This window comes from Nodosilinea sp. LEGE 06152, from assembly GCF_015207525.1.
Classification (GTDB): domain Bacteria; phylum Cyanobacteriota; class Cyanobacteriia; order Phormidesmidales; family Phormidesmidaceae; genus Nodosilinea.
In genome coordinates this window covers 189,591-214,386 of the sequence record NZ_JADEWR010000018.1, presented here as the reverse complement: position 1 = coordinate 214,386, position 24,796 = coordinate 189,591, and the positions used below count along the sequence as shown (strand labels likewise).

Genomic DNA, 24,796 nt, shown 5'->3' with positions numbered 1-24,796 from the left:
TAGGGGAATCGACATGCTGCCTGAAGATCAAAAACGAATCTTGGGGTATTTCATCGAAGAAGCCAAGGATCACCTCAATACTATCGAGCAGGGGTTACTCAATCTGGCGGCCACCGTCGACGACTCCGAGATGATGAACGAGGTTTTTCGGGCCGCTCACTCGGTCAAGGGTGGGGCCGCCATGCTGGGGCTGAACAGCATTCAGCGCACCAGCCACCGTATGGAAGACTTCTTTAAGGTGATGAAAGAGTCGCCCGTGCGCCCCGATCGCGACCTCGAGACCATGCTGTTGCAAATTTTTGACGGGCTGCAGGAGCAGCTCGAGCAGTTGCAAAGCCCCTTTGGCCTTACCAATGACCAGGCCAAGGAAATCATGGCCCCGCTGGAGCCGATTTTTGTGCAGGCCGAAGCTCACCTAGATGCGCTGGTGGCAGCGGCACCGGCTATGGCCCCAGCGGCACCCGCTCCCCGCCCAGCCGTAGTGGCCGCCACGGCCCATCCCGAAACCAGTGCGCTACAGCTGGTGTTTCGCAGCGACATTCCAGCTCTGCTGCGCGATATGCTGGCCACCTTTAAGCAGCCGGACGGCAAAGCCTCGCGCCAGGAGCTGGGTCGGCTCTGTCAGCGCCTGTACAGCATTGGCGAACAGTTTGAGCTGGCCCAGTGGTGTGCCCTGTCCCAGGCGGTTGAGCGGGCGATCGCAAACCCCGAGCAGACCTACCGCACCCTGGCCCCGGTGGTGATTAAAGACCTGAAGCAGGCCCAGGACCAGGTGCTGGGCGGAACCATCGACGTGAGGGCCTCGGCGGCGTTGACGGCCCTTCTGCCCGTTCCTGTGGCTCAGCCTGACCCAATTAACGACGACTCTACCCTCGACGCCCTGCTGGCTGAAGCGCTCAACGACGACTCTAATGAGCCTGATCTCGCCGACCTGTTCGCCGGGGCTGAAGAGATCAATAGCGATGACCTAGCTGTGGCCGATGCCGAGAGTTGGCTCGACGGCCTGGCCCTAGACACCGCCGATAACATAACAGAAACCGGGCTGGAGTCTGTTTTTGGTGCGATCGAGCCACCCCTACCCACCGAACCGGCTGTGCCCCAGACCCCATCCGGGCAAGCTGGTCCTGAGGTGGGGGCCGCCGAGCTCAACAGCCTAGCCGACCTGTTTGAAAGTGCCCCCGACAGCCTGGCCGATCTTTGGGAAGAAGACGAGCTAGGCGAGGTCTCCCTGGACGACCTTGACATCGACGATGCCGATGTATCCAACGGTTTAGACACAGAATTTGCCGATCTCCTCAGCGACGATGGCGGTGCTCAGGCTAATGCCGCTACCGACAGTCAGGCCCTCGACGATATGGCCAGCCTGTTCGGGTATGACCTCGACGCTGGACCAACCGCATCAGAATCTGCTGCGCCAGAGCCTCCGCTGGTAGACGAACCCGCGACCGTTGAGGAGAGCAGCCCAGCCCTCTGGTTCGATGATGATGCCAGCGACGACGGGTTTGATGGCAGCGATCTCAACGACAGTGATCCCTTTGCCGATCTACTGGGCACCACTGCTGCCCCCACTGCCAGCACGGTAGCTACTGAGGTCAGTACGACAGAAGTCAGCGCTGCCGCCGACCCCCTCGCCGACTTTCTCGACAGCGGGCCTGCGCCGACAACCACCGATGCGATCGCCATGCCTCTGGATGACGACTTCTTTAAAGTCGACGATTCAGACGGCACCGTCGCCACCAGCGCCGCTATCGATGAGGTTGATAGCTTTTTCGACGCCGTTGCCGATGATGACTTCATCGAGGACGACGATGCTCACACCATGCCTGAGCTAAACCTCGAACTCGACAACGCGAGCAACGGTGCCACCAGTGACGGTAACGGACTGTTTGGCAATGCTGGCGCAGAACTGTCGTTCTCTGATAGCGCTGCAGCTAGCCCGGTAAACGCTGATTTTGGCCACCTGTTTGGGGAATCCGAGGCTGATTTAGACGATCCTTTCACCGACCCCTTTGACGAATTTAGCTTTGACGACGACGTCTCTGATTTTGCCGTTGATGCCCCCTTTAACCCTGATCCAGAGTCGGAGTTGACAGCGACCCAGGCCGATACAAGCTTTGCGGCCCCCCTAGATGAGGCAGAGGACATCACTGTAGACGGTGGGGTTTCTGAGCTTGGCGCAATCGGCTCAGCGAACGACGAGGACAGCTTTGCCAATTTAGACAGCCTGCTGGACGACGGAGGCACAGAGACCGATCCCTTTAGTGCCCTGGGGAGTAGTCTGGACCAGGAGTTAGGAGAGCCTGGGCTAGGCCTCGATTTGGAGCAAGAGCCCGTTGGGGAGAGTCGCAATGGGGATGCGCCCTTGGGCACCGCCCCTGTAACAGCCAGTCAAGGCTTTGATGACACCGACTTTGACGACCTAGAAGCACTGCTGGGAGAGGAGACCCTTGATTACAGGGCTGACAGCAATGGCCGGTCGGATACTCAACCGAGCCAGCCCGATCTAACAGCCAGCGATCGCCCCTTTGATGTCGGTGATGACGAGTTTGGCGATCTTGAAAAGCTTTTAGAGGATGCCGACCAGCTGGGTGGGTCGGCCCCGGCTTTGGGCAACCGCCGCACCTCGGCGCAGGCAGCGCGGCGCATGCCTCGACGGGCCGCTAGCACCACCGATCAAACCATGCGGGTTTCGGTGGGCCACCTGGATACCCTCAGCAACCTGGTGGGCGAACTCGTGGTCAACCGTAACTCCCTGGAGCAAGACCAGGAGCGGCTGCGGCAGTTTCTCGACAACCTGCTGAATCAGGTATCGCAGCTCAACGATGTGGGTCAGCGCATGCGCGACCTGTACGAGCGATCGCTGCTGGAAAGCTCCCTGATCGCCAACCGCCAGGCCTTTGCCCTGGGGGTTTCCTCCTCCGATCGGGGGGGCGGACACGCCACCGGGGCTACCTTCGACGCCCTGGAGATGGACCGCTTCACCGGCTTCCACACCCTCTCTCAGGAGATGATCGAGCTGATCGTGCGGGTGCGGGAGGCTTCATCCGACATTGAGTTCACCATCGACTCTACTGATCAGATCGCCCGCCAGTTTCGCCAGGTGACTACCCAACTGCAGGAGGGGCTCAATAAGGCCCGCATGGTGCCCTTTGGTCAAACCGCCGATCGCCTGCCCCGAGCGGTGCGCGACATCTCGCTCCAGTGCGGCAAAGAGGCTCAGCTGGTGGTCGAAGGGCGCGACACCTTGATCGACAAAATGATCCTGGAGCGGCTCTACGACCCCATGACCCACCTGGTCAACAACGCCATTACCCACGGCATTGAAACGCCGGAGGAGCGCATGGCCACCGGTAAGCCCAGGGAAGGCACCATCACCGTGCGGGCTTTCTACCAGGGCAACCAGACCGTGATCTACATTGCCGACAATGGCGGCGGCATCAACCCGGCGGTGGTCAAGGCCAAGGCGCTCAAGCAGGGGTTAATTACCCCCGCCGAAGCCCAGACCATGACCGAGATCGAGGTCTACGACCTGCTGTTTTTGCCGGGCTTTAGCACTCGCGATCAGGCCGACGACTTCTCTGGGCGGGGCGTGGGCATGGATGTGGTACGCACTGCGCTCTCCGACATTCGCGGCTCGATCACCATCGAGTCTGAGGTAGGCAAGGGCACCAGTTTTACCATTCGCTTACCCCTCACCTTGAGCATTACCAAGGCGCTCAGCTGCGTTAACAACCAGGCTCGCATCGCCTTCCCAATGGACGGGGTGGAGGATATGTTTGACGTGCCCAAGGAGCGGATTCAAACCGATGACCAGGGGCATTCCTGCATTCTCTGGCGCGACACGCTGCTGCCTTTCCGGCCTCTGGGCGAGCTGCTGCGCTTTAACCGCAGCCTGGGTCGGGGCCGGGTCTACGGCGGCCCCCAAGACGAAGACGTGGTCTCTATGGTGGTGCTGCGCAGCGCCAGTACGTTCATTGCGCTACAGGTCGACCAGGTGATTGGCGAGCAGGAAATTGTGATTAAGCAGCTAGAAGGGCCAGTACCCAAGCCTATTGGCATTGCCGGGGCTACGGTGCTGGGCGATGGACGAGTCATGCCCATCGCCGACGTGCTAGAGCTGATCGATCTGGCCAGCGGTCGCCTGCGCCGCGATGCGTCGACCTCGCTGTGGACCCAGACGGTGGATGAAGAGCCAGTTGAGGTTGTCGCTCACACCGATCCGACGGTGCTGATTGTAGATGACTCGATTACGGTGCGTGAGCTACTGTCGATGAGCTTTAACAAGGTGGGCTACCGGGTCGAGCAGGCCCGCGACGGTCAGGAAGCCTGGGAAAAACTGCGCTCTGGCCTGCCCTGTGACCTGGTCTTCTGCGATATTGAAATGCCCCGCATGGATGGCCTGGAACTGCTCTCACGCATGCAGAAGGACGGTGCCCTAAGCCAGATTCCGACCGCGATGCTGACCTCGCGGGGGGCCGATCGCCACCGGCAGATGGCGGTCGACCTGGGGGCCAAGGGCTACTTCACCAAGCCCTACCTGGAGGAAATGCTGCTGGATGCGGCCAGACGCATGCTAGAAGGGGAGAATATGATTCGGCATAGAACCGAAGAACCTGCCTCCTAGCCCTGAGTCAACCAAACAATGCCGGGGCAGTGGGTTCACGGTATCAAGTCCAGGGTTCACGACCGCCCTTGGACCGCATACCTTGCACCGTGAACCCTTAGGCCACAACGTCAAGCGGAAGGGCCGCAAAATCAGATCGCAAAATCAGATCAAGTTGGCAAAGTAAAAGCCAAAGGGCGGTAGCTCCAGAATGTCGTGGTAGCTGCGATCGCTGACGCCCATCGCTTCGGTGGGTTCGCAGGGGGGAATTTCGGCGCGATCGCAGTAGACCGTGGCCGGGCTGAGGTTAAACAGACAGAGCAGCCGCTGCGAGTCGCAGGTCCGCACAAACCCCAGCAGGTGATCATCGGCGAGATTCAGTAGCGTCAGGTCGCCCTGTCGGAGAGCGGGCTGCTCGTTGCGCCACCGAATCAGTCGGCGGTACTTTTGCAGCAGCGAGGTAGAGTCGGCCTCCTGCACATCGACCGCGTAGAGGCGATGATCGGCGGGAATCGGCAACCAGGGCTCTGCTGCCTCGGTGAAGCCAGCGGCAGGGGCATCTTTGCGCCAGGGCATGGGGGTGCGCGAGCCATCGCGACCCAGCACGTGGGGATAGCCCTGCAGCCCAAACGGATCCTGCATCTTTTCGTAGGGGATTTCGGCTTGGGTCAGCCCCAGCTCGTCGCCCTGGTAGAGGCAGCAGCAGCCCCGCAGCGAGACCATCAGGGCGGCAAACATGTGGTCGAAGGCGTCCTGCAAAAAGGTTTCGCTGGGCTGGTACTTGCTCCATCGGCTTTTGAGCCGGGGAAAGTCGTGGGTGCCCGCCGTCCAGCAGATTACTCCGTCGGTAAAGAGCGACTCGACCCGCTGAATTAACCCGGTCAGCCGCTGCACCGTCAGGGGTTCATCGGTCATCAGCGAGGAGTTGTAGGCGGTGTGCAGCCGATCTGAACCGCTGACGTAGGCGCTGGAGGTGAGCAGGGCATCTTCGGTACTGCTAATTTCGGCCAGGGCGATCGCGCCATAGCGATCGAGCAGCTGCCGAATCGGCTTGAGCAGATCCAGGGTAGAGGGCTGATCGAGGTTGTGCAGGTTGAGCTGAGCGAAGAACGGATCCGTCGCCGATGCCCCCGCCGGACGGGGCAGCTCGGCAGGCCGCAGGGGGTTGTCGCGGAGGCTGCGATCGTGGGTAAAGAAATTGACCACATCCAGGCGAAAGCCATCGACGCCCAGCTCTAGCCAAAACTGGGCCGTGTCTAGAATGGCCGCTACCACTGCGGGGTTGTACCAGTTAAGGTCGGGCTGACTGTCTAAAAAGTTGTGCAGGTAGTACTGCTGTCGCTGGGGTTCCCAGGCCCAGGCGCTACCGCCAAAGGTGGAGAGCCAGTTGTTGGGCGCTGTGCCATCGGGCTTGGGGTCGGCCCAGACGTACCAGTCGGCCCTGGCGTTGTCGCGGCTGGCGCGGCTTTCCTCAAACCAGGGATGCTGGTCGGAGGTATGGTTCCACACCTGGTCAATTAGCACGCGGAGACTGCGATCGTGGGCGACCTTCAGCACCGCTTTGAAGTCATCCAGGGTGCCAAAGATAGGGTCTACAGCCCGATAGTCGGAAATGTCGTAGCCGAAATCTCGCATCGGCGACTTAAAAAAGGGCGAAATCCAGAGGGCGTCAACGTTGAGGCTAGCGACATAGTCAATATGGTTCAAAATGCCGGGCAGATCGCCAATGCCGTCGCCGTTGCCGTCCGCAAAGCTGCGAGGGTAGATCTGGTAAATGACGGCACTGCGCCACCAGTCGGGCTGAGAAGGCATGGAATCAGAGTTTTTAACAACAAAAACGTTCTAACAACAAAACCGGGCCAGTAAGCAGCAAATCACCGCAAAACCAGGCAAATTGCAGCAAACGACGTTTTGAAAACCTGCCCAGCTAACGGCCTAAGACGAAATCCGCATTGAGAAACCTTGATTCAAAATAGGGATCTCGCAGAGGCGCAATACCCGTACAAACCGGGTGTCACCCTATAGAATTCGGTATAAAACCGTTAGCAAACTGGGTTACACGGTTTACCTAGGGCCGATCGGCACTGACCTGTCCTGCTTTTTCTTCCAGCACATCTTTGGCGGTGCTGCTATTGGCCGGCGGGGCGCTGGGCTGCAAGTTGCCAAAGAAATAGCCGTAGCCTCGCAGGCGCAGCATGTCGCCGTTGCGCTTAGCCGCCTCAGCGACTCCCGATGTGGTTACGCAGGGCAGCATTTCGTCGGGCAGGTTGAAGTGGGCGGTCTCGGAACTCAGGTTAAAGATACACAACAGCCGCTGCTGGGGCGCTTCGCGAATGAAGGCGAACAGCGGAGCCTCGGTGTTGAGGATTTGGCAGTCGCCCTGCATTAGGGCTGGCTGCTGCCGACGCCAGTGCAGCAGTCGTCGCCAGGCGTTGAGCAACGAGCTGGGGTCTTCGTTCTGGGCGTCTACCGCCCTTGGTCTGTGGCTGTCGGGAACGGGCAGCCAGGTATCGGCGTGGCTAGAAAAGCCAGCACTTATGGCGGTGGCTTGCCAGGGCATGGGCGTGCGAGAGCCATCGCGCCCCACCACATCGGGGTAGAGGGCCTTGCCAAAGGGATCTTGAATTTGGCTTTCAGGGATGTCTTCAGGAATGCGGGCTTCGCTGAGGCCCAGTTCGTCGCCCTGGTAAAGGCAGAGGGCACCGGGCATAGCTACCAACATTGCCGCCATCTGGTGGTAAAAGGTTTCGGGGTAGGGCGTGCCCTCGCTGTCGTGCCCCGCCCAGCGGCTGCGCAGGCGACCATAGTCGTGGTTGCCAACCATCCAGCAGTTGCCACCGCCCTGAAAGTACTTTTCGACTTTCTCTAGGGTAGAGCGCATTAGGTCGGCACTGATGGGTTCATCGACCAGCAGGGCGCTGTTATAGGCTAAATGGGCCCGGTGCTTGCCCTTGACATACTCGCTTGACAGATGAATTGAGTCTTCGCAGAGGGTAACCTCGGCCAGGGTAACGGTGCTGGGGTACTGGTCGATCAGTTCGCGCACTGGTTTGAGAACGTCTAGCGCCTCGGGCCGACAAAAGCTGTTCTCAAACATCAGTTTGGCCATCGGGTTTTTGGGGTCGATGCCATCCGGACAGGGCGCATCTTCCGCACGTACTCGTTCGTCCCGCAGCTCAGGATCGTGCAGAAAGAAGTTGGGCGCGTCGATGCGAAAGCCATCGACGCCGCGATCGAGCCAAAACTTGCCCCGCTCTAAAATGGCCTCCACTACCTCAGGGTTGCTCCAGTTGAGCTTGGGCTGGCTGCGCAAAAAGTGAAATAAGTAGTACTGCTCGCGCTTGGGTTCCCAGGCCCAGGCCGAGTCGCCGTTAAAGGCTGACAGCCAGTTGTTGGGCGGTGAGCCGTCGGGCTTGGGGTCGGCCCAGACGTACCAGTCGGCTTTGGGGTTGTCGCGGTCCTGGCTGCTTTCTAAAAACCAGAAGTGGCGATCTGAGGTATGGCCCCAGACCTGATCCACAATCATCCGCAGCCCGCGCGCGTGGGTGAGGGCCAGCAGCTTGTCAAACACGGCCAGATCACCGATTACCGGGTCAATGTCGAGCATATCGGTGATGTCGTAGCCCAGGTCATCCATGGGCGACTCGTAGATGGGGGTAAGCCAAATGGCGTCTACTCCCAGGGCAGAGATGTAGTCAAGCTTGTTAATAATGCCGTTGAGGTTGCCGCGACCGTCGCCATCGGTGTCTAAAAAGCTCCAGGGCACAATTTGATAAATAACGGCGTTTTGCCACCACTCGATGGTTTGCATAAGCAAAATAATTCCTTGGCGTCTTTGTGCATATCAAGTGCCGGAGGGACGCGACCTGAAAATGAAGCGAAACTGGCAATGAATCGACAACGGGTAGAGCGCTGTGCCGTCAGCACGGAGTTCCCTTATTCTCAACAGCGGGCTTTAGAAAAGTATCCGCCAGAGGAGAGAAGAGAAATCTTTCGGATGAGGGGAATGACAGCGGGCTCAACCCTTTGACACAGTGGGATACTGCTACGGTGGCAGCCTGAGCGATCGCCCCTAGAGACCGACCTTTCAGGGTAGGATCGTAGGTATCTTAACCAGTGTGGGCTATGACCGTAGCGGAGCGATCGCGCATTGACTGGGCACCGATTATTGACGCCTTTACCAAGGCCCTGGGCAGCGATCGCGTAGTGCGGCGCAAAGAAGAAATTTTGGTGTACGAGTGCGACGGGCTGACCAGCTATCGCCAGCGGCCTGCCGTGGTGGTGCTGCCCAAAACCACCGAGCAGGTGGCGGCGGCGGTAAAAATTTGCGATCGCTTTCAGGTGCCCTTTGTAGCCCGTGGCGCTGGCACTGGGCTCTCGGGCGGCGCGCTGCCGATCGCAGACTCGGTGCTGATTGTCACCGCTACCCTCAACCAAATTCTCTCGGTTGACTTTGACAATCAGCGGGTAGTGGTGCAGCCAGGGGTGATCAACAACTGGGTCACCCAGGCGGTCAGCGGCGCGGGCTTTTACTACGCCCCCGATCCCTCCAGCCAGTCGGTGTGCTCGGTGGGCGGCAACGTGGCCGAAAACTCCGGCGGGGTGCACTGCCTCAAGTACGGGGTAACCACCAATCACGTGCTGGGGCTGAAGGTGGTGCTGCCCAACGGCGACATTGTCGATATCGGCGGCGAGGTGGCCGAAACCCCTGGCTACGACCTCTGCGGCCTGTTTGTGGGCTCTGAGGGCACCCTGGGCATCGCCACCGAAATTACCCTGCGCATTCTCAAAGCGCCCCAGTCAATCCAGGTGCTGCTGGCCGATTTTACCTCCGTTGAGGCGGCAGGGGAAGCCGTGTCGGCCATTACCAGTGCGGGCATCATCCCGGCTGGCATGGAGATGATGGATAACTTTAGCCTCAACGCCGTGGAGGACGTGGTGGCCACCAACTGCTACCCCCGCGATGCGGCGGCAATTTTGCTGATTGAGATCGACGGGCTACCGGCGGAAGTGGCGGCAACGGGCGATCGCATTGCCGAGCTCTGCCGCCAAAACGGCGCGCGCACTATGACCGTGGCCAGCGACCCCGAGGAGCGCCTGCGACTGTGGAAGGGCCGCAAGGCCGCCTTTGCCGCCATGGGTAAACTCAGCCCCGACTACTATGTGCAGGATGGCGTGATTCCGCGCACCCAGCTGCCCTACGTGCTAGGGGAGATCGAGGCGCTGGGCGACAGGCACGGCTACCGGGTGGCCAACGTGTTCCATGCGGGCGACGGCAACCTGCACCCGCTGATTCTCTACAACAACGCCATCCCCGGCCAGCTCGAACAGGTAGAAGAACTGGGCGGCGATATTCTCAAGCTGTGCGTGCGGGTGGGGGGCAGCATTTCGGGCGAGCACGGCATTGGGGCTGACAAACGCTGCTACATGCCCGACATGTTTTCGCCCACCGACCTGGAAACAATGGGCTGGGTGCGGCAGGCCTTTGACCCGGAGCTACTGGCGAACCCTACCAAGCTGCTGCCCACCCCCCGCACCTGTGGCGAAGCGGCTCGCAGCGTGGCGGCAGCGGCCTTCCCTGATGCAGAGCGATTTTAGGAGCAGCCGCTTGGGTGCTCTGGCTCTAAGGCTTTGGATTACTCAATACAAACTGTTCTAAATCGTGGTGTTTTCCCTTCCAGAAGCCGCGTTCTTTCAATACTCCCTGGCTCTGAAACCCTAGTTTTTTGAGCAGCTGTTTAGACGCCAGGTTGTCAACCATGACCTCTGCAAGAATGCAGTGCAGGTTTTTCATCTCAAAACCGTAGCCCAGGATGGCGCTTAACGCCTCTGTCATAATGCCTTGCCGCCAAAATTCACGGGCCAGCTCGTAGCCCACCTCTGCCTGATGGGCGGCCCTGCCCCAGGTAAATCCACAGGAGCCAATGAGCGTGTTGTGCGGTTTGAGGGCGATCGCCCAGCGAATACCGCGATCGCTCTCAAAGCCCATTTTGCGGCGCTCAATTACCGCCTGTGCCTGGTCGAGATGAGTGAAGGTATCGAGGTCGTGAAACTGCGTGACCTGAGGGTCTGAGAAGAGCAGAAAAATGGCTTCGGCATCGGCCGCGGTTGCCTGACGTAGCCACAGGCGCGGAGTTTCAAGATTGGGAAAATTTTCATGGCTTAAAACCGATTCGTAATGCTCAACGGTGGGAAACGGATCATAGAAATGGTGCAGCAGCGATCGCCAGGTTTGATACTCGGGCGACTGGCGAAAGCCAACGGTATGGTCTTCTAGGGTTTGCCAACGCACCAGCAGCACATACTGATTTTGAGTTTCGATACAGCGCTGCAATTCATGCGAATAGTATCCTGGCATGGCCGAAATGATACTGGATGCTGTATGGAAGGCCGCCTCAAAGGCTACTTGAGTGCCAGGTTTAATCGTTAGAAAGGCAATTTCTAATATCACAAAAATCCTTCAATTTAATAGAAAAGATTTATTTTCAGCGCTGCGCTTCACAGAAAAATTTACCTTCTGCGCCAAAAAATGTAATCTGGTCTCCTCCTTCTAAGGTCATAGAAAATGGCTCACTCCCGAGGTAGATACAAATGGGTGGGGTATCGCTCTAGGGTTGCATTAGCGACAGTAGAGTAAACCCAAAACTTAGCTTACTCAAATCGCCGAACTACTCTCTCGAATGGAGGCTTTAATGTCTAACCCCAGAGCTGAAAGCGACAACTACGATCCCCACATTATTCCAGCCGAAACCGCTGCCCGCAAAGAGCGCGAGGGCGCGGGCTACAAGCAGGTGCGTGACGAGTCTGACAAGTCTATCGACACCAGCGGCGGCCAGACCGTAGATAAGGAAGGTTTGGCCAATAATTACCCCATTGAGCCTGAAATGTACATCAATGAGCCCGGTGACCTGCGCGAAGAGGAGGAAGCCAAAAAAGCGCAGCGGCAGGCCGATCTGCACGCAGCTAACCAGACCGACGAAACGGGCAAACTTACCAGCAAGTCTGACGAACGCAGCAAAGGCGTTGGGCAAGTCTAGCCCAAGCTGGGAATGTAGCATTCTTGTAATGCTTGATGCACTGGCGCGATCGCAGCGCGACAATGGGGGTAGGCGTAACGGCCACCCCCATTGTTTTTGGGGACTTCTTTTTTTAGCGTTATTTTGAGGGCATTACAGCAATGACCCCAGCTACCCTAAGTCAGCTGATCGATCGCTACTACCAGGCGGGTGCTCGCGACCTGCACGGGCTAGATTTACAGGGCATAAACTTGGCGACGGCCCACCTGGTTGAGGCCGATCTACGCCGGGCCAACCTGAGCCGGGCCAACCTGCATCAGGCCGACCTCACCCATATTGATGGCTACCAGATCACCATGGCCCATGCCGATCTGCGCGGGGCGTCTTTGGCCCACGCCGTGCTGCGCGAGGCCGATCTGCGCAAGGCCCACTGTCACCGCGCCACGCTCGTCAATGCCGACCTGCGCGATAGTTGTCTTGAGCGTACCGACTTTAGCCACGCCAATTTAGAAGGAGCCAACCTGACCCAGGCCGACCTGGCCCACGCCAACCTCTACTGGGCGAATCTGCGCTATACCAATTTGACTGGGGCCAAGCTGACCAAAGCCAACCTGACTGGCGCTAAATTCTGCCAAACCATCATGCCCGACGGCACTATCCGCGATTCGGAATGCATTTTTGTTTAGCGCAGCAGTTCCGCTGGCGTTAGGGGGGCGGTCGTTTGGCGCTCATCCACAGGCGTCAGGGTATAGGGCAGGGGTGGCTCGGGCACCAGCAGGTAGCGATCGCCCCAGCCGCCATTGGTACGAGCCACCAGATCAGCCGGGGGCGAGGTTTTTCCGCTGGGTAGCCCTACCGCCAGAGCCTGGTCAGCCCACAAAAAAGGCTCTCCAGCAGGGGTGACTCGCAGCACCTGAGCTAGGCGCTGTGGCCCCGCTTGAGCCATCTTGCTGCTCAGGGCCGCCCCCAAATGGTGGGGAGCCAGCGCGATCGCAAACTGCACGGTGTCGCTAGGCTGTACCGCCAGCTTCAGCGCGGCGGCCTCGGCCTGCCAGGGTTCTTGATAGCGACCATCAGCAGCTACCTGCCAGAGGTTAAGCTGGGTTGACCACTGACCATTGGCAACGGTAACAGGCCGGTAGTCAAGCACTGAATAGAGCGGTTTATCGTCAGGGGTGGCCCGCTGAGGGTCAAGGTAGCGCAGGGCGATCGCGGTTAGCTGCGTGTTGTCAGGCAGGTTGGTGATGCCAGTTAGGGCAAACTCGCCAGCCCCTAGGGCCTTGGCCTCAAGGGTAAGGGTTGTGGCCTCTGCCACAGGTGGGGATAAGGGCAATAGGGTAGTAGCTTGGCACCCTACACAGGCCACCAGCGCGAGCACCAGCAGCAGACCCGTTTTCTTTAATCGTGAAATAGTCATTGCCGAAGGTTGGGGAAGGTTGCTGTACCCCATACAACCACAGCCCCACCCTCACCACCGATCGCACAAGAATGCCTTGGCCAACTCCACACAGAAAACCGCAGTCTCAAAACTTTTTTGGCATTTTATCCTGACGATGACAAATATATCTGTAGGAGGAGGTAGCGCTATGCCTGAACCTCAACCTTACCTGAGCTGAAATCGTCCTGACATCGTTACCGCATCACTAGATGCTTGCACTTGATTCTCAGCTTTCTTCATCTAAACCATGAATACGTGAATTTAGTCATCTTTCTAGGCATTTAGAAACGTCATCACCTGAGCCAATTCATCCAGTGATTTGAGAACTAGACAACCGCACTACTCGCAAAGTATCAGCACAGTCTAAAATTTCTGATTATTTTGATTCACTCGAATCAAATAGTACGGTGCTGGATGGCATTCGCTCAAGAAGTGTTGACAGCTTAATGACGCACTCCATCTATGTCTTTATTTCTGGCTTTTTAGAAGGCCCGATATATCTTTCGTGCTTATTTTGATCCAACTTATATTTTGAGTATCTTATGGAGCATTCTATAGGTGCTTGGTTAGCGCTGCGATGTGCGCTAAATCCTGGCGCGGCTACGGGTATAGTGCTGGCAACAGCGCTGTTTAGCATCGCCCCCCACGCCTGGGGTAGCGAGCTGTCTGACCACCAGTTAACAGCGGAGAATCTCGCTTTGAGCGAGTTATCCCAGAGCGATTTGCCTGAGGACAATGGGGTGGCTGGCGACCTGGCTAGGCTCAGCTGGTCTACAGAAGAATTTTCTACAGAAAGCCATGCCTTTAGCCCAAAAACTCGGTTAAAGAACAAACCTGGCCACCTACAGCGGACTCAGTCAGACTTAGCGACGCTCAGTTTGAATCCCATGCTGGCTCAAACAACACCGTTGCCAATAGCTGGCGAGGACGATGAAACGCCTGGGGAGACCGAGACAGCTGAGGCGAGTACAGCCGAGGCGAGTACAGCCGAGGCGAGTACAGTCGGGACAGATACAGTCGGGGCGAATACGATCGCACCCGACCCCCTGCAGCCCATCGACAGCTCAGCGTCTACACCGATTAGCCAGGACATTGCCCAACCGACCGAACCCGAGGCAACTCTGGCCCCAGCCGAGCGCTCTGAGGTGTTTGTGCAGGCAGCCTATTTGCAGGAGGGCAGCGAGGGGTCGGCGCGGTTACGGGCGGGGGGCATCTATGTGCTCAGCCCCTCAGTCTTTGCCGGGGCCACCGTAGACTTGAGCACCGGGCAGGCGTTTTCTGACACAGACCAAACCGGCCTCAGCCTGAGCGAGCTGTACCTGACGGCCTCGCCCGCCAACCTGAGCGAGCTGCGGTTCACGGTGGGGCTAATGGATTTGACCTCGTACCTCGATCGCAACAGCTTTGCCAAGGATTCGCTGACCCATTTCTTTAACCCGGTGTTTCAAACCAACCCGGCCCTGAGCACGGTGAATGTGGCCTCGCGCCCCGGTGCCCTGGTGAACTGGACCCCCGTGGATGCGCTGTCGCTGACTGCCACCACCTTTTCGTCGAGCCGCAGCTTGAGCAACTTTGCCCTCGACTCATTTGCTGGGGAAGTGGGGGTAAGGTTTGGCAACGCCATTGTGCGGGGCACCTACGTCACCTCGACCGACGGGGGCCGCCGCGACGGATTTAGCGAAAGTTTTGCTATTGACCGGGGCAACGGCCAGTTTGGCCCCCTGCCGGGCGATCGCGAGACGGGTTTTGGCCTCAACGCTGAGGCCTTTATCCCCAGCCTCAAACTGGGCTTTTTTGGCCGCTACGGCTGGTACACCAACCAAACCCTGGGGGTCAGCGGCCAGACCTACAGCCTCGGCGTCAACGGGCTGGATGTGTTTATGCCGGGCGATCGCCTGGGGCTGGGCTACGGTCGCCAGCTCTCCAACAACGAGCTGCGCCAGGCCAGCGGTGGCCCCGTGCCTGACGTGTGGGAGCTGTTTTACGACGCCCCAATTATTGACAACCTGCGGGCCGGGGTGAGTGTGCAGCAGCGCAATGCGTTTAGCGAAACTTACCTGGGCTTTCGGGTGCGCTACGACCTGATCTGGAACCCATTGCGGAGGGCAGCGGAATGAAGCAAAGAATGACAGTCGGCAGCCCAAGGCGTTCGCTGCCGCTAGCGTCTTTACTAACGGTGGCTCTCATAAGCGGTTTAGAGATTGGGATTAGCCCCGCTGCCCTGGCCCAGCGATCGCCCCAAACCAACCAGGGCTATACCCTGCTCGATCGCGGCTGGGTGAACGATGCGATTGCGGCCTTTCAGGCGGCCCTGCGCCAGCAACCCAACTCGGCTGAGGCCCGGCTGGGGCTGGCGACCGCCTACCAGCGGGCGGGCCGCGATGCCGATGCCTGGAACGCCTACCAGGCAGTGCTACAGGTCAGTCCTGACAATACCACCGCTTTGGCCGCCCTGGGAGAACTGGGCGGCTACCGACCCGAGTGGCAACTCGGCGGCATTAACGCTTTAAACCGGCTTTTGAGCCAAAATCCTGACAATATTGCAGCTCTTAGCCAGCGAGCGTTGCTCTATGGCTACCAGGGCCGCTTTGCAGAATCCCTCGCCGATTACGACCTCCTGCTAGGGCGCAACCCATCCCCCCAAACCCTGCTGGGGGCAGCGCAGATCTACGCCTTTAGCGGCGACTATGCCGGTGCTCTGGCCTTGTTTAACCGCTATCGGCAGACGGGGACGATTCCAGCCGAGGCGCTGACCGCCTACGCGCTGGCGCTGCAGGAGACGGGGAATGCAGCAGGGGCGATCGCCCTGCTGGAACCTGAGCTGAGAGAGCCGGGCCGTACCGATGACCTCTCCCTGGGCATTCGCACGGGCTTAGCTAACGCCTACGATGCCAGCGGCCAAACAGCGCGGGCTCTAGAGCTACTGGCTCCGCTGGTGGGCAAGCCTGAAGCTCGCCTGCCCCTGGCCCGCGCCTACAGCGCGATCGGCCGTCGCCAGCTCGACCCATCCCTATTTGAGCAGGCGACGGTGCTGTACCAGCAGGCGTTAGACGCTACCACCTCCCCCAGCTATGGCCTGCGCGGTGAGGTGGCCGACGTGCTGAGCGAATGGCCCGACACTGAAGCCCTCGCCCTGGCCATGTTTGAGCAGTTAGCGGTAGAAAACCCCAGCACCGCCAGCCTGAGGGTGAAAGCGGGTCTGTTGGCCTACAGTCTGGGCACCGAAACTGCCGCTACCGTAGCCGAGCAGCTTTTGCCCCTGCTGTCGCCGCCGCCCAGCTCCGCCCCCGAGCAGCGGGCCATAACCACCGCCCTGGTGCGGCTGGACAACCCTGACCCGGCGCTGCTGCCCGTGTACCAAGCCGTAGCAGCGGCGGTAGATGCCCCCTTACTGACTTACCGAATGGCCCAAATTTATCTCAGCCAGGGCGATTTGCAAGTGGCTCGCGATGCACTGACCCGCTACCGCGCCACCAACGCCGGCCAAAACGACTGGGGCACCGAGCTGCTGGTCGCCGATCTAGAGCGCCAGCTAGGCGACCTGGAGGCCAGCGCCCGCCGCTATGAGACCATCCTTGCGGCTCAGCCCAGCAATTCAGCCACCGCCGAAGCCCTGCGGGGACTGGCATTCGTTCGGACGCAACAGGGTCAGCCCGAGGCGGCACTGCCGGTGTACCTAGAGGCGATCGCGGCCAACCCCGACAATACCAACTACCCCCTCGGCTACGCCCTCCTCGCCTACCGCACCAGGCAAGTCACCGCTGCCACCGCCGCCGAAACCTTAGAGAGCTGGCTGGCCTCCCAAACCTTAGAGAATCCGCCCCCAGAGCTGTTTGAGCTGGCTGGTGCGCTCCCGGCCGACGGCGATCGCGCCAGTCTCTACCAAACCCTGCTGGCCCAGCGCCCCGACGACCTCTGGCTGCGGTGGCGAACGGTTGAGCTGTTGGCCCAAACCAACCCCACCCAGGCCCAGGCCGAGATGGAATCGCTGATCGCCGCTAACCCCGACGACCTGACGGTGTACTTCTTCCAGGGCGAGCTGGCCCAGCGCCAGGGCGACCTACCGCTAGCCGCCGCCGCCTACCAGCAGGTACTCACTCAGGAACCGGAGAATCTCGGTGCCCTGGCAGCCCTGGCTGGGGTGCAGTTTCAGCAGGGCAACCTGACCGCCGCCCGCACCCTCTACGACCAGGTGCTAGCGCTAGATCCTGACTACTGGGAAGCTCGGTACGCGATCGCAGAACTCAATATCGCCGACGACCAAAAGCTCACGGCCCTAGACCAGCTCCGACAGCTCCCCCCCCAAGCCGCCCCCATTAACCTCCAACAGCGCACCCAGGACGTAGAGTTCGACCTGCTGCGCCGCCGAGGCTTTCAACCCGCCTGGGAGCGCTACTAACCCCAAATCCGCCTCGCTAACCCCCAATTAGACCGGGCAAACGCCGTTTGCCCCTACGCAACCCAGCCCGAAATCAAAGTTATACGCCCCACCCGCCCACCCGCCTACCCATCCACCCATCCACCCATCCACCCATCTACCCATCCACCCGCCCACCACCCCCCACGGTGACTACCATGTTGCGACTCTTCAACCTGCGGCGTTCTCAGACCCGCATGCTGCTGACAATACTGCCCCTGGCTCTGGTGCTGGTAGCCGCCGCGCCCAGCTGCACCACTCAAAGCGCCGCCTGCGCCTGCCTCAACACCGCGGAAGTAGCCCTAAACCTGCCCGTTGAAAGCCCCCAAAACGATCTGCTGATCGAAAGCTGGCAAGCCTACCGCAGCCGGTTCATTCAGGACGATGGCCGGGTGATTGACCGTGAAGACAGCGATCGCACCGTCTCCGAAGGCCAGGCCTATGCCATGCTGCGGGCCGTCGCCATCAACGACCCTGTCACCTTCGATCGCACCTACAGCTGGGCCAAAAACAACCTCGCTCGCCTGGATGAAGCGGGCGAGCCAACCGACCTGCTCTGGGCCTGGAAATGGGGCCAGCGCCCAGATAACTCCTGGGGCACCCTCGATGCGAACTTTGCCACCGATGCCGACATCGACGCCGCCACCGCGCTAATCTTGGCCGCTCGGCGCTGGTCGTGCCCCCAGTACCTCGAAGACGCCCGCGCCCTGCTGGCCGACATCTGGGAGCACGGCACAGTGGAACTACCCGACGGCACCCGCCAGCTCATTCCCGGCCCCGCCGAAGCCTTTCGACTGGAGCCCGACCAGGTCATTCTCAACCCGTCGTATTTTGCCCCTGCCAGCTTTCGCCTGTTTGCCGAAGTCGATCGCGACCACGACTGGAACAGCCTAATCGACAGCGGCTACGCCATGCTCGATAACCTGTCAGAATTCTCTGCCACCGGCCTCCCTCCCGACTGGATCGCCTACAACCCGGCCACGGGCACCTACCGCCAGCTCCCCCTCGACTACCCATTGCAAAGCCGCTACAGCTTCGACGCCTTTCGAGTCTGGTGGCGCATTGCTCAAGATGCCGCCTGGTTTGAAGAACCCCGCGCCCAGGCGTATCTCGAAGCCCGCACCCCCGAACTAACTCGCCGCTGGCAGCAAGATAATCGCTTGCCCGCCCGCCTCACCCTCGACGGCAGTGCCGAAACCAGCTACGAATCGACCGCCCACTACGCCCTGGTTTACCTGGCCCTGACCCGAGTCGAGCCTGCGATCGCCGCCGAAATTCTGCAGCAAAAAATTCAGCCCACCTACAAAGACGGCTTTTGGGACAACGACATCGCCTACTACACCCAAAACCTGGCCTGGTTTGGCCTGCTCCCCCTAGACGTCTCCCCCGATCGCCTCAAAACCATCGGCGGCCTCTGCAACCCTTAACAACCAGCAGACTGCTCCATCCTTCGACTCCGCTCAGGAACCGCCTTTCCTTCGACTTCGCTCAGGAACCACCTTTCCTTCGACTTCGCTCAGGAACCGGCTCTCCTTCCTAACCCACCCACCCACCTACCCGCCCACCCATCCACCCATCCACCCGCCTACCCGCCCACCCACCTACCCACCTACCCATCCACCCCCTCCCATGCCCTTCCCCCCCTCTCTTCCCTCCCTCTCTCACCTGGCCCGCCGCCGTCTGGCCCTCTACCTCACCACCCTGCTGCTAATCACCGGGCAACCCCTGCTCGCCCAGGATGCCTCCCCCACCACAGAGCAAGCTCCTGCCCTGGCGGAGATCACCCTGCCAACGAGCTTACCTGCGGCCCCGGTAATTGCCCCCGCTGAAACCGGCCAGTACGTGCTGGAATTCAACCGCAGCCCGGTGGTGGGCAACCGCCTGCGCTTTAGCGGCATTTACGACGAACAGCGGCTGCACTTTACCCGCCCCCGCAACTGGACGGCTAAATCGGTCAAGGTGCTGCTGCGCTACCGCCATTCCGCCGCCCTCTACGCCACCCGCTCTAACCTGACGGTGCTGATCAACGGCACCAGCATTGGCAGCCTGCCCCTCAACCAGCCCATGGGCGAAATTGGCGATGCGGTGCTAGAAGTACCCGCCGACCTGCTGCAAGACGACAACGAGCTGGTGCTGGCCGCTCTGCAAAACAACTCCCCCACCTGTACCCAAGACCCCTTCGACCCCTCACTCTGGACCGAGGTGCTGCCCGACTCCAAGCTGGTGTTTGACTACCAGCCCCAGGCGGTAACCCCCGACTTCAGCCAGTTTCCCTACCCGCTGTTTGACACCCTCAGCCTGCAGCCCAACCGGGTCGCCTACCTGCAACCCATCAAAGCAGACAGTCCCTGGCTGACGGCTACGGCGCGGCTGCAAACTTATCTGGGTCGCACCGCCCTCTACCGCCCCCTCGACACCCGCCTGGTGAGGAACCTGGAGGAGTTAGCCGCCGAAGAGCGGTTGGTGATTTTGGGTACCCCGGCCCAGCAGCCTGCCCTGGCCGATCTAACCCTGCCCTTTGCTCTCAAGGACGGCAAGTTTGTAGATGATGCGGGCAAGCCCGTTCCGCCGGAGTCGGGCCTGCTGATGTGGGCGACGGCGGCGGATGATAGCTCGCCCGTGCTGGTGATTACCGGAAACGGTGAGGCGGGCGTGGCCAAAGCCGTGCAGTACCTGGTGCAGCCCCAGGACCAGCAGATTGCTACCGGCCACGGCGTAGTGGTCAACCAGGCGGCAGAGCTGCCGCCGCTGCCGCCCCGCCAGTGGCCCGGCTACCTGCCTGAAGAGAACGACTTTTTGCTCACCGACCTGACCGGCCCCAATCGCCAGCCCCTAGACGAAGTGACCGTGCGCGGCTCCCACTCGCCAGCGATGGAAATTGACTTTAAGGCACTGCCCGACGATCGCCTGCTGCGCGGCAGCAAAATGCGCCTCTCCTACAGCTATGGCCCCCAGATCAACCCGCTCACCTCCCTGGTAGATGTGGAGCTAGACGGCGTCTCAATTACAGGAGAACGGCTGACGGAGGTAAAAGGCGCTAACCGCCGCACCCTGGAGGTTGATCTGCCGGGCGATCGCGTTACCCCCACCTCCAAGCTCCAGGTCAACTTTCGACTGGACCCTCGCGAGCGGCGATCGTGCAGCCGCGTCACCGATCAGCAGCTTTGGGGCACCATCCACAGCGACACCAGCTTTAGCCTCAAGCGCACCGCCATTACCCACCTGCCCGATTTAGATCTATTCAAAACCGGCTACCCCTTCACCGCCCCGCAGGATCTCTCCACCACGGCAGTAATTCTGCCCGATGCTCCCACCAACACCGATGTCACCGTACTGCTGGAGCTAGCCGAGCGCCTGGGTCGCCTGAGTGCGGCCGACTCGGTTCAGCTCGCCGTCTATCAACCGGGCGATCTGCCCCAGACCGCGCGCGACGAAAAGAACCTGGTTGCGATCGGCCCCCAGTCCCGCTTCCCTTTGCCCGAATTGCTCAGCGAGGAAGGCTTCGCCCTGCGGGGCAGCGGCACCCGGCAGTGGGGTAATACCCAGGTGCAGCCCCTGCCCGACGGCGAAGGGCTGATGAAATCGGTCATTTCGCCCTGGAATTCGCAGCGGGTGGTGCTGGCCCTCAGCGGCCGCGACGACATTGGCCTCGCCCAGGTTACCGACCTGCTGCGCCACGACCCCCTCTTTTACCAAATCGAAGGCGACACCGTACTGGTCAGCGCCCAGGTGCCCAACCCCGACCCCTACATCAGTGCCGACTACCGCCTGGCCACCCTGCGCCAGTCGCCCCAGGTGCAGCTCGCCACCACTACTCCCTACCCCTGGCTGTGGCAAGTCACCCGCCACAACTGGATGTTCATCGTACCCGCCACCGTGGCCCTGGCCCTGCTGCTCTACGGAGCCGCGCAGTCGGCCATGCGGCGCAGCGGGGAATAGGAGAATTCAAAGTGCAAAATTCAAAATTTTGAATTTTGCACTTTGAATTTTGCACTTCCCGCCTACCCATCCACCCGCCTACCCGCCTACCCATCCACCCATCTACTCCCCATGCTCCACCCCCCCACCCCACCCCTCCACCACTGGCTGACTAAAACCCTGCCCGATCGCGCCTATGCGCTGACCCAGCACCTGAGTCAGTGGCAACTGCTGCTGCTGCTGGTTTGTCTGGGGTTGTTGACCAAGCCGCTGCTGCTGGCCCATCCGGCGATTTGGCAGCAGGGCATTGTGGCGGCGCTGCTGATTGCCCTGGGCTACAGCATTCTGAATCTGGAGGATGGCCATGCGCGCAGCAGCGGCGATCGCGAACGGCTGCACCTGTTTATGGTTGCCCTCAGCAGCCTCACAACCCTGCGCTATCTCTACTACCGCACCCGCTACACGCTCAACTTTGACACTCCGCTGGATGGTACCTTCTCACTGCTGCTCTACGCAGCTGAGATGTACGCATTGGGGACACTGTTTTTGTCGTACTTTCAGACGCTGCGGCTGCGCGATCGCAGGCCCGTAGACCTGGCCACTGTGCCCCAGGAGCAGTGGCCGGCGGTCGATGTGTACATCCCCACTTACAACGAGGAGGTGGAGATTGTGCGCAAAACCGTGGTGGCCTCTGTCGCCATGGACTACCCCGCCGCCAAAAAGCAGGTCTACGTGCTCGACGACGGCCGCAAGTACCCCGAGCGGCGGGCAGAGCTACAGGCCCTCTGCGATGAGCTAGGGGCGCAGCTGCTGGTCCGCGACAACAACGACCACGCCAAGGCGGGCAACATCAACACGGCCCTGGAGCGCACGACGGGCGATCTGGTGCTGATTTTGGACTGTGACCACATTCCGGTGCGGGGCTTTTTGACCGAAACCGTGGGGTTTTTTCTCGACCAAACCGTGGCCCTGGTGCAGACGCCCCACTGGTTTTATAACCCCGACCCCTTTGAGCGCAACCTGCTCACCCAGGGCCAGGTGCCCGTGGGCAACGAGCTGTTCTACAAGGTGCTGCAAAAGGGCAACGACGCCTGGAACGCCGCGTTCTTTTGCGGCTCGGCGGCAGTGGTACGGCGCAGTCACCTGCTAGAGGTGGGCGGCATTGCCACCGAAACCGTCACCGAAGACTGCCACACCTCCCTGCGGCTGCACTCTTTGGGCTACCGCACTATCTACTACGACAAAATCATGGTGGCGGGGCTGGCTCCAGAGAAGTTTTCGGCCTACGTGGGCCAGCAGGTGCGGTGGGCGCGGGGTATGGCCCAGATTTTGCGGCTAGAGAACCCGCTGTTTAACCGCAAGCTCAAGCTGTCGGTGGCCCAGCGGGTCTGCTACTTTAGCGCCACCTCGCACTTTTTCTTTGGCTTTCCTCGGCTCATGTATGCCCTGGCCCCGACGCTGTTTCTGCTATTTAGCATTAACTCGGTGAAGGGGTTGGGCATTGAAACGCTGTTCTACGCGCTGCCCCACATTGTGCTGTCGATGCAGACCAACCACATTCCCTACAAGCGGGTGCGGTTCTCGTTTTGGAACGAAATTTACGAGTTTGCGATGTCGTTTCAGGCGGGCATTGTGACGCTGCTGGCCCTGGTCAACCCCAAGCTGGGCAGTTTCAACGTGACGGCTAAGGGCCTGGTGGTCAACCAGCGCACCTTTGACGCCAACAGCGTGCGGTATTTGCTGATTTTGGGTTTGCTGACGGCGGCATCCCTGGTGGCGGTGCCCTTTTGGCTGCTGCTCAGCCCCGAAGATACCCAGGCGGTGCTGATCAACGCCCTATGGTGCGGCTTTAACCTGGTGCTGGTGCTGGCCGCCTGCCTGGTAGCGCTGGAGCAGCCCCAGCTGCGCCGCGCCCACCGCCTGCCCCGGCAGCTCACGGCCATTATTCACAGCGACGGCCAGAGCTGGCCGGGCAAAACCATCGACGTGAGTGAAAGCGGTGCCCAGGTCATTCTCGACGAATGGCCCAATGTGGCCGACCAGGTGTGGGTGGAGCTGGTGGGTGACTACGACGGTCGCGCCCTGCTCGAAGCCAAAATTGTGCGAGCTACGGCCACTAGCCGCCTGGAAACCGAGCTAGCGATGGATTTTGTCAACCTCAGCCCCAGCCAGGCCGACGATCTCACCCTGGTGCTGTTTTCTGACGTCAAAGAATGGTATTCGCAGACTCGCCAGCAGGTGGATAAGCCGCTGCGATCGCTGCAGTTTATTGCCACCACCCTCTGGCGCGTGTTCACCGATCTGCAACCGGCTACCGGACTAAAAATGCGCAAGCAGGTGCAGGCCCCCGTCGAGCTAGCCTGGGAGGGCTGGCACGGCGACAGCTACCTGGCCCACGTGGTCGAAATGGGTAGCCAAGACCTGCGCCTGGAGGTGCAGAATGTCTCAGAACTCGATCGCGCCACCCTGCTCGAAACCCTGCCCACCGTAGGGCTGCTGTTTCCGGCTGGCCCTGAGCTGCCTACGGCCCAAAGTCTGGTGGCCCAGGTCAACCAGGCCATGGAGCTGCCGACCCTCAATCGTACCCAGCCCCGCCTGGTACTAGAGCTGAGCTTTCCGGCTACGCTCGCTGCCCAGCAGCGCCGCAAGATTCAGACATTGCTGCGATCGCTGGCCTAGCGGCAGGCCAACGGCTGCCCCACCCCGCAAGTTCTGTCGAGTGAGGCACATCAGAACGAAGATTCGATCCTCCTAGACTCTTGCCATCACAGGTTCACTCGATTCCCCTGGCTAAGGGGGGCAGGGGGGAATCTTTGGGGCGCAGCTTACTCGCGCAGAATTGCTGTAGACGGGCGCAAAGCATGGCGATCGCATAACTTGATGCTTCAACTTCAGCCTGAGATTGAATTTTACAATGGCAAAATAAAATACAGGCCATTGACTAATGAATTTAGCTATTTTCGATTCCGGCCAAACACAAAAACGTGATATCAAAATCCTTTACCTTCACTTTACAGTGAGGCAATATCAATTCCTATCATTCATTTATTTTTTATACTTCTACTTCTTCAATCTGTTATCATCGAATTACAAAGGTAACGGTTTAGCGCTTCATTCCTGACTATCGATCATTTTTCAATTAATTTCTTATATTTCGAGCTTAATATCAGATTTTTTCTGATTTATCTCCCTATCTAGCCCCCAGATTAGGCGAGAGCTCTAAGCTCCTAGCCATTTCCACTGCCGCATCTACCGTTTCAGAACTGGTTGCCAAATCGTGGCCAATCTGAGACAGGTTTAACCAGGGTTAAACCCACAGGGCTTTATTCAAAGACTTCATTCACCGCTACTGCGTCGATCGCCACTTCTAGCATCAAGTTTCTACCGCCAAACGTCTGTCGCCA

The 24,796-nt window shown here is 59.9% G+C and carries 12 protein-coding genes and 2 pseudogenes; 9 read left to right on the top strand and 5 right to left on the bottom strand.

All coding sequences use genetic code 11. The features are described from left to right. Positions 1 to 13: 13 nt before the first annotated feature. Complete coding sequence (locus tag IQ265_RS21930) at positions 14 to 4,624, top strand: hybrid sensor histidine kinase/response regulator (RefSeq protein WP_194057505.1); 4,611 nt, start codon at positions 14 to 16, stop codon at positions 4,622 to 4,624. 144 nt (positions 4,625 to 4,768) lie between these two features. Here IQ265_RS21930 and IQ265_RS21925 read toward each other — a convergent pair whose 3' ends face one another. Further along, on the bottom strand, positions 4,769 to 6,415 hold the full coding sequence (locus IQ265_RS21925; protein ID WP_194057503.1) for an alpha-glucosidase family protein: 1,647 nt from the start codon (positions 6,413 to 6,415) through the stop codon (positions 4,769 to 4,771). Positions 6,416 to 6,671: 256 nt separating this feature from the next. Continuing rightward, the gene (locus IQ265_RS21920; RefSeq protein ID WP_194057501.1) at positions 6,672 to 8,414 is read right to left on the bottom strand and encodes an alpha-glucosidase; all 1,743 of its coding nucleotides are present in this window, start codon (positions 8,412 to 8,414) and stop codon (positions 6,672 to 6,674) included. 314 nt (positions 8,415 to 8,728) lie between these two features. Here IQ265_RS21920 and IQ265_RS21915 point away from each other — a divergent pair, with 314 nt between their 5' ends. After that, entirely contained in the window at positions 8,729 to 10,201 is a 1,473-nt protein-coding gene (locus IQ265_RS21915; protein ID WP_194057499.1) for an FAD-linked oxidase C-terminal domain-containing protein, read from the top strand. Between the two features lie 25 nt (positions 10,202 to 10,226). Here IQ265_RS21915 and IQ265_RS21910 read toward each other — a convergent pair. Then, positions 10,227 to 10,721 (bottom strand): annotated as a pseudogene (locus tag IQ265_RS21910) (GNAT family N-acetyltransferase); the annotation flags it as partial. A gap of 45 nt (positions 10,722 to 10,766) precedes the next feature. Then, a pseudogene (locus IQ265_RS28900) lies at positions 10,767 to 11,054 on the bottom strand (antibiotic biosynthesis monooxygenase); the annotation flags it as partial. A 241-nt stretch (positions 11,055 to 11,295) separates the two neighbouring features. Here IQ265_RS28900 and IQ265_RS21905 point away from each other — a divergent pair. Both IQ265_RS21905 and IQ265_RS21900 read left to right on the top strand, forming a co-directional pair. Further along, a complete protein-coding gene (locus IQ265_RS21905) occupies positions 11,296 to 11,640 on the top strand; it encodes a hypothetical protein (protein WP_228038276.1) in 345 nt (114 codons plus the stop codon). A 140-nt stretch (positions 11,641 to 11,780) separates the two neighbouring features. Further along, complete coding sequence (locus IQ265_RS21900; protein WP_194057495.1) at positions 11,781 to 12,305, top strand: pentapeptide repeat-containing protein; 525 nt, start codon at positions 11,781 to 11,783, stop codon at positions 12,303 to 12,305. On the opposite strand, the gene IQ265_RS21895 is transcribed toward IQ265_RS21900, so the two are convergent. After that, on the bottom strand, positions 12,302 to 13,036 hold the full coding sequence (locus IQ265_RS21895) for a hypothetical protein (RefSeq protein WP_194057493.1): 735 nt from the start codon (positions 13,034 to 13,036) through the stop codon (positions 12,302 to 12,304). The genes IQ265_RS21900 and IQ265_RS21895 overlap by 4 nt on opposite strands. Positions 13,037 to 13,599: 563 nt before the next feature. Here IQ265_RS21895 and IQ265_RS21890 point away from each other — a divergent pair. The 5 genes from IQ265_RS21890 (at position 13,600) to bcsA (ending at position 24,071) form a co-directional block, all read left to right on the top strand. Then, the gene (locus IQ265_RS21890) at positions 13,600 to 15,174 is read left to right on the top strand and encodes a porin (RefSeq protein ID WP_194057491.1); all 1,575 of its coding nucleotides are present in this window, start codon (positions 13,600 to 13,602) and stop codon (positions 15,172 to 15,174) included. Positions 15,175 to 15,233: 59 nt separating this feature from the next. Next, complete coding sequence (locus tag IQ265_RS21885) at positions 15,234 to 17,456, top strand: tetratricopeptide repeat protein (RefSeq protein ID WP_194057489.1); 2,223 nt, start codon at positions 15,234 to 15,236, stop codon at positions 17,454 to 17,456. 176 nt (positions 17,457 to 17,632) lie between these two features. Continuing rightward, the gene (locus IQ265_RS21880) at positions 17,633 to 18,901 is read left to right on the top strand and encodes a glycosyl hydrolase family 8 (protein ID WP_228038275.1); all 1,269 of its coding nucleotides are present in this window, start codon (positions 17,633 to 17,635) and stop codon (positions 18,899 to 18,901) included. A 202-nt stretch (positions 18,902 to 19,103) separates the two neighbouring features. Next, entirely contained in the window at positions 19,104 to 21,413 is a 2,310-nt protein-coding gene (locus IQ265_RS21875; RefSeq protein WP_194057488.1) for a cellulose biosynthesis cyclic di-GMP-binding regulatory protein BcsB, read from the top strand. A gap of 111 nt (positions 21,414 to 21,524) precedes the next feature. Continuing rightward, a complete protein-coding gene (gene bcsA, locus IQ265_RS21870; protein ID WP_194057571.1) occupies positions 21,525 to 24,071 on the top strand; it encodes a UDP-forming cellulose synthase catalytic subunit in 2,547 nt (848 codons plus the stop codon). Positions 24,072 to 24,796 lie beyond the last annotated feature (725 nt).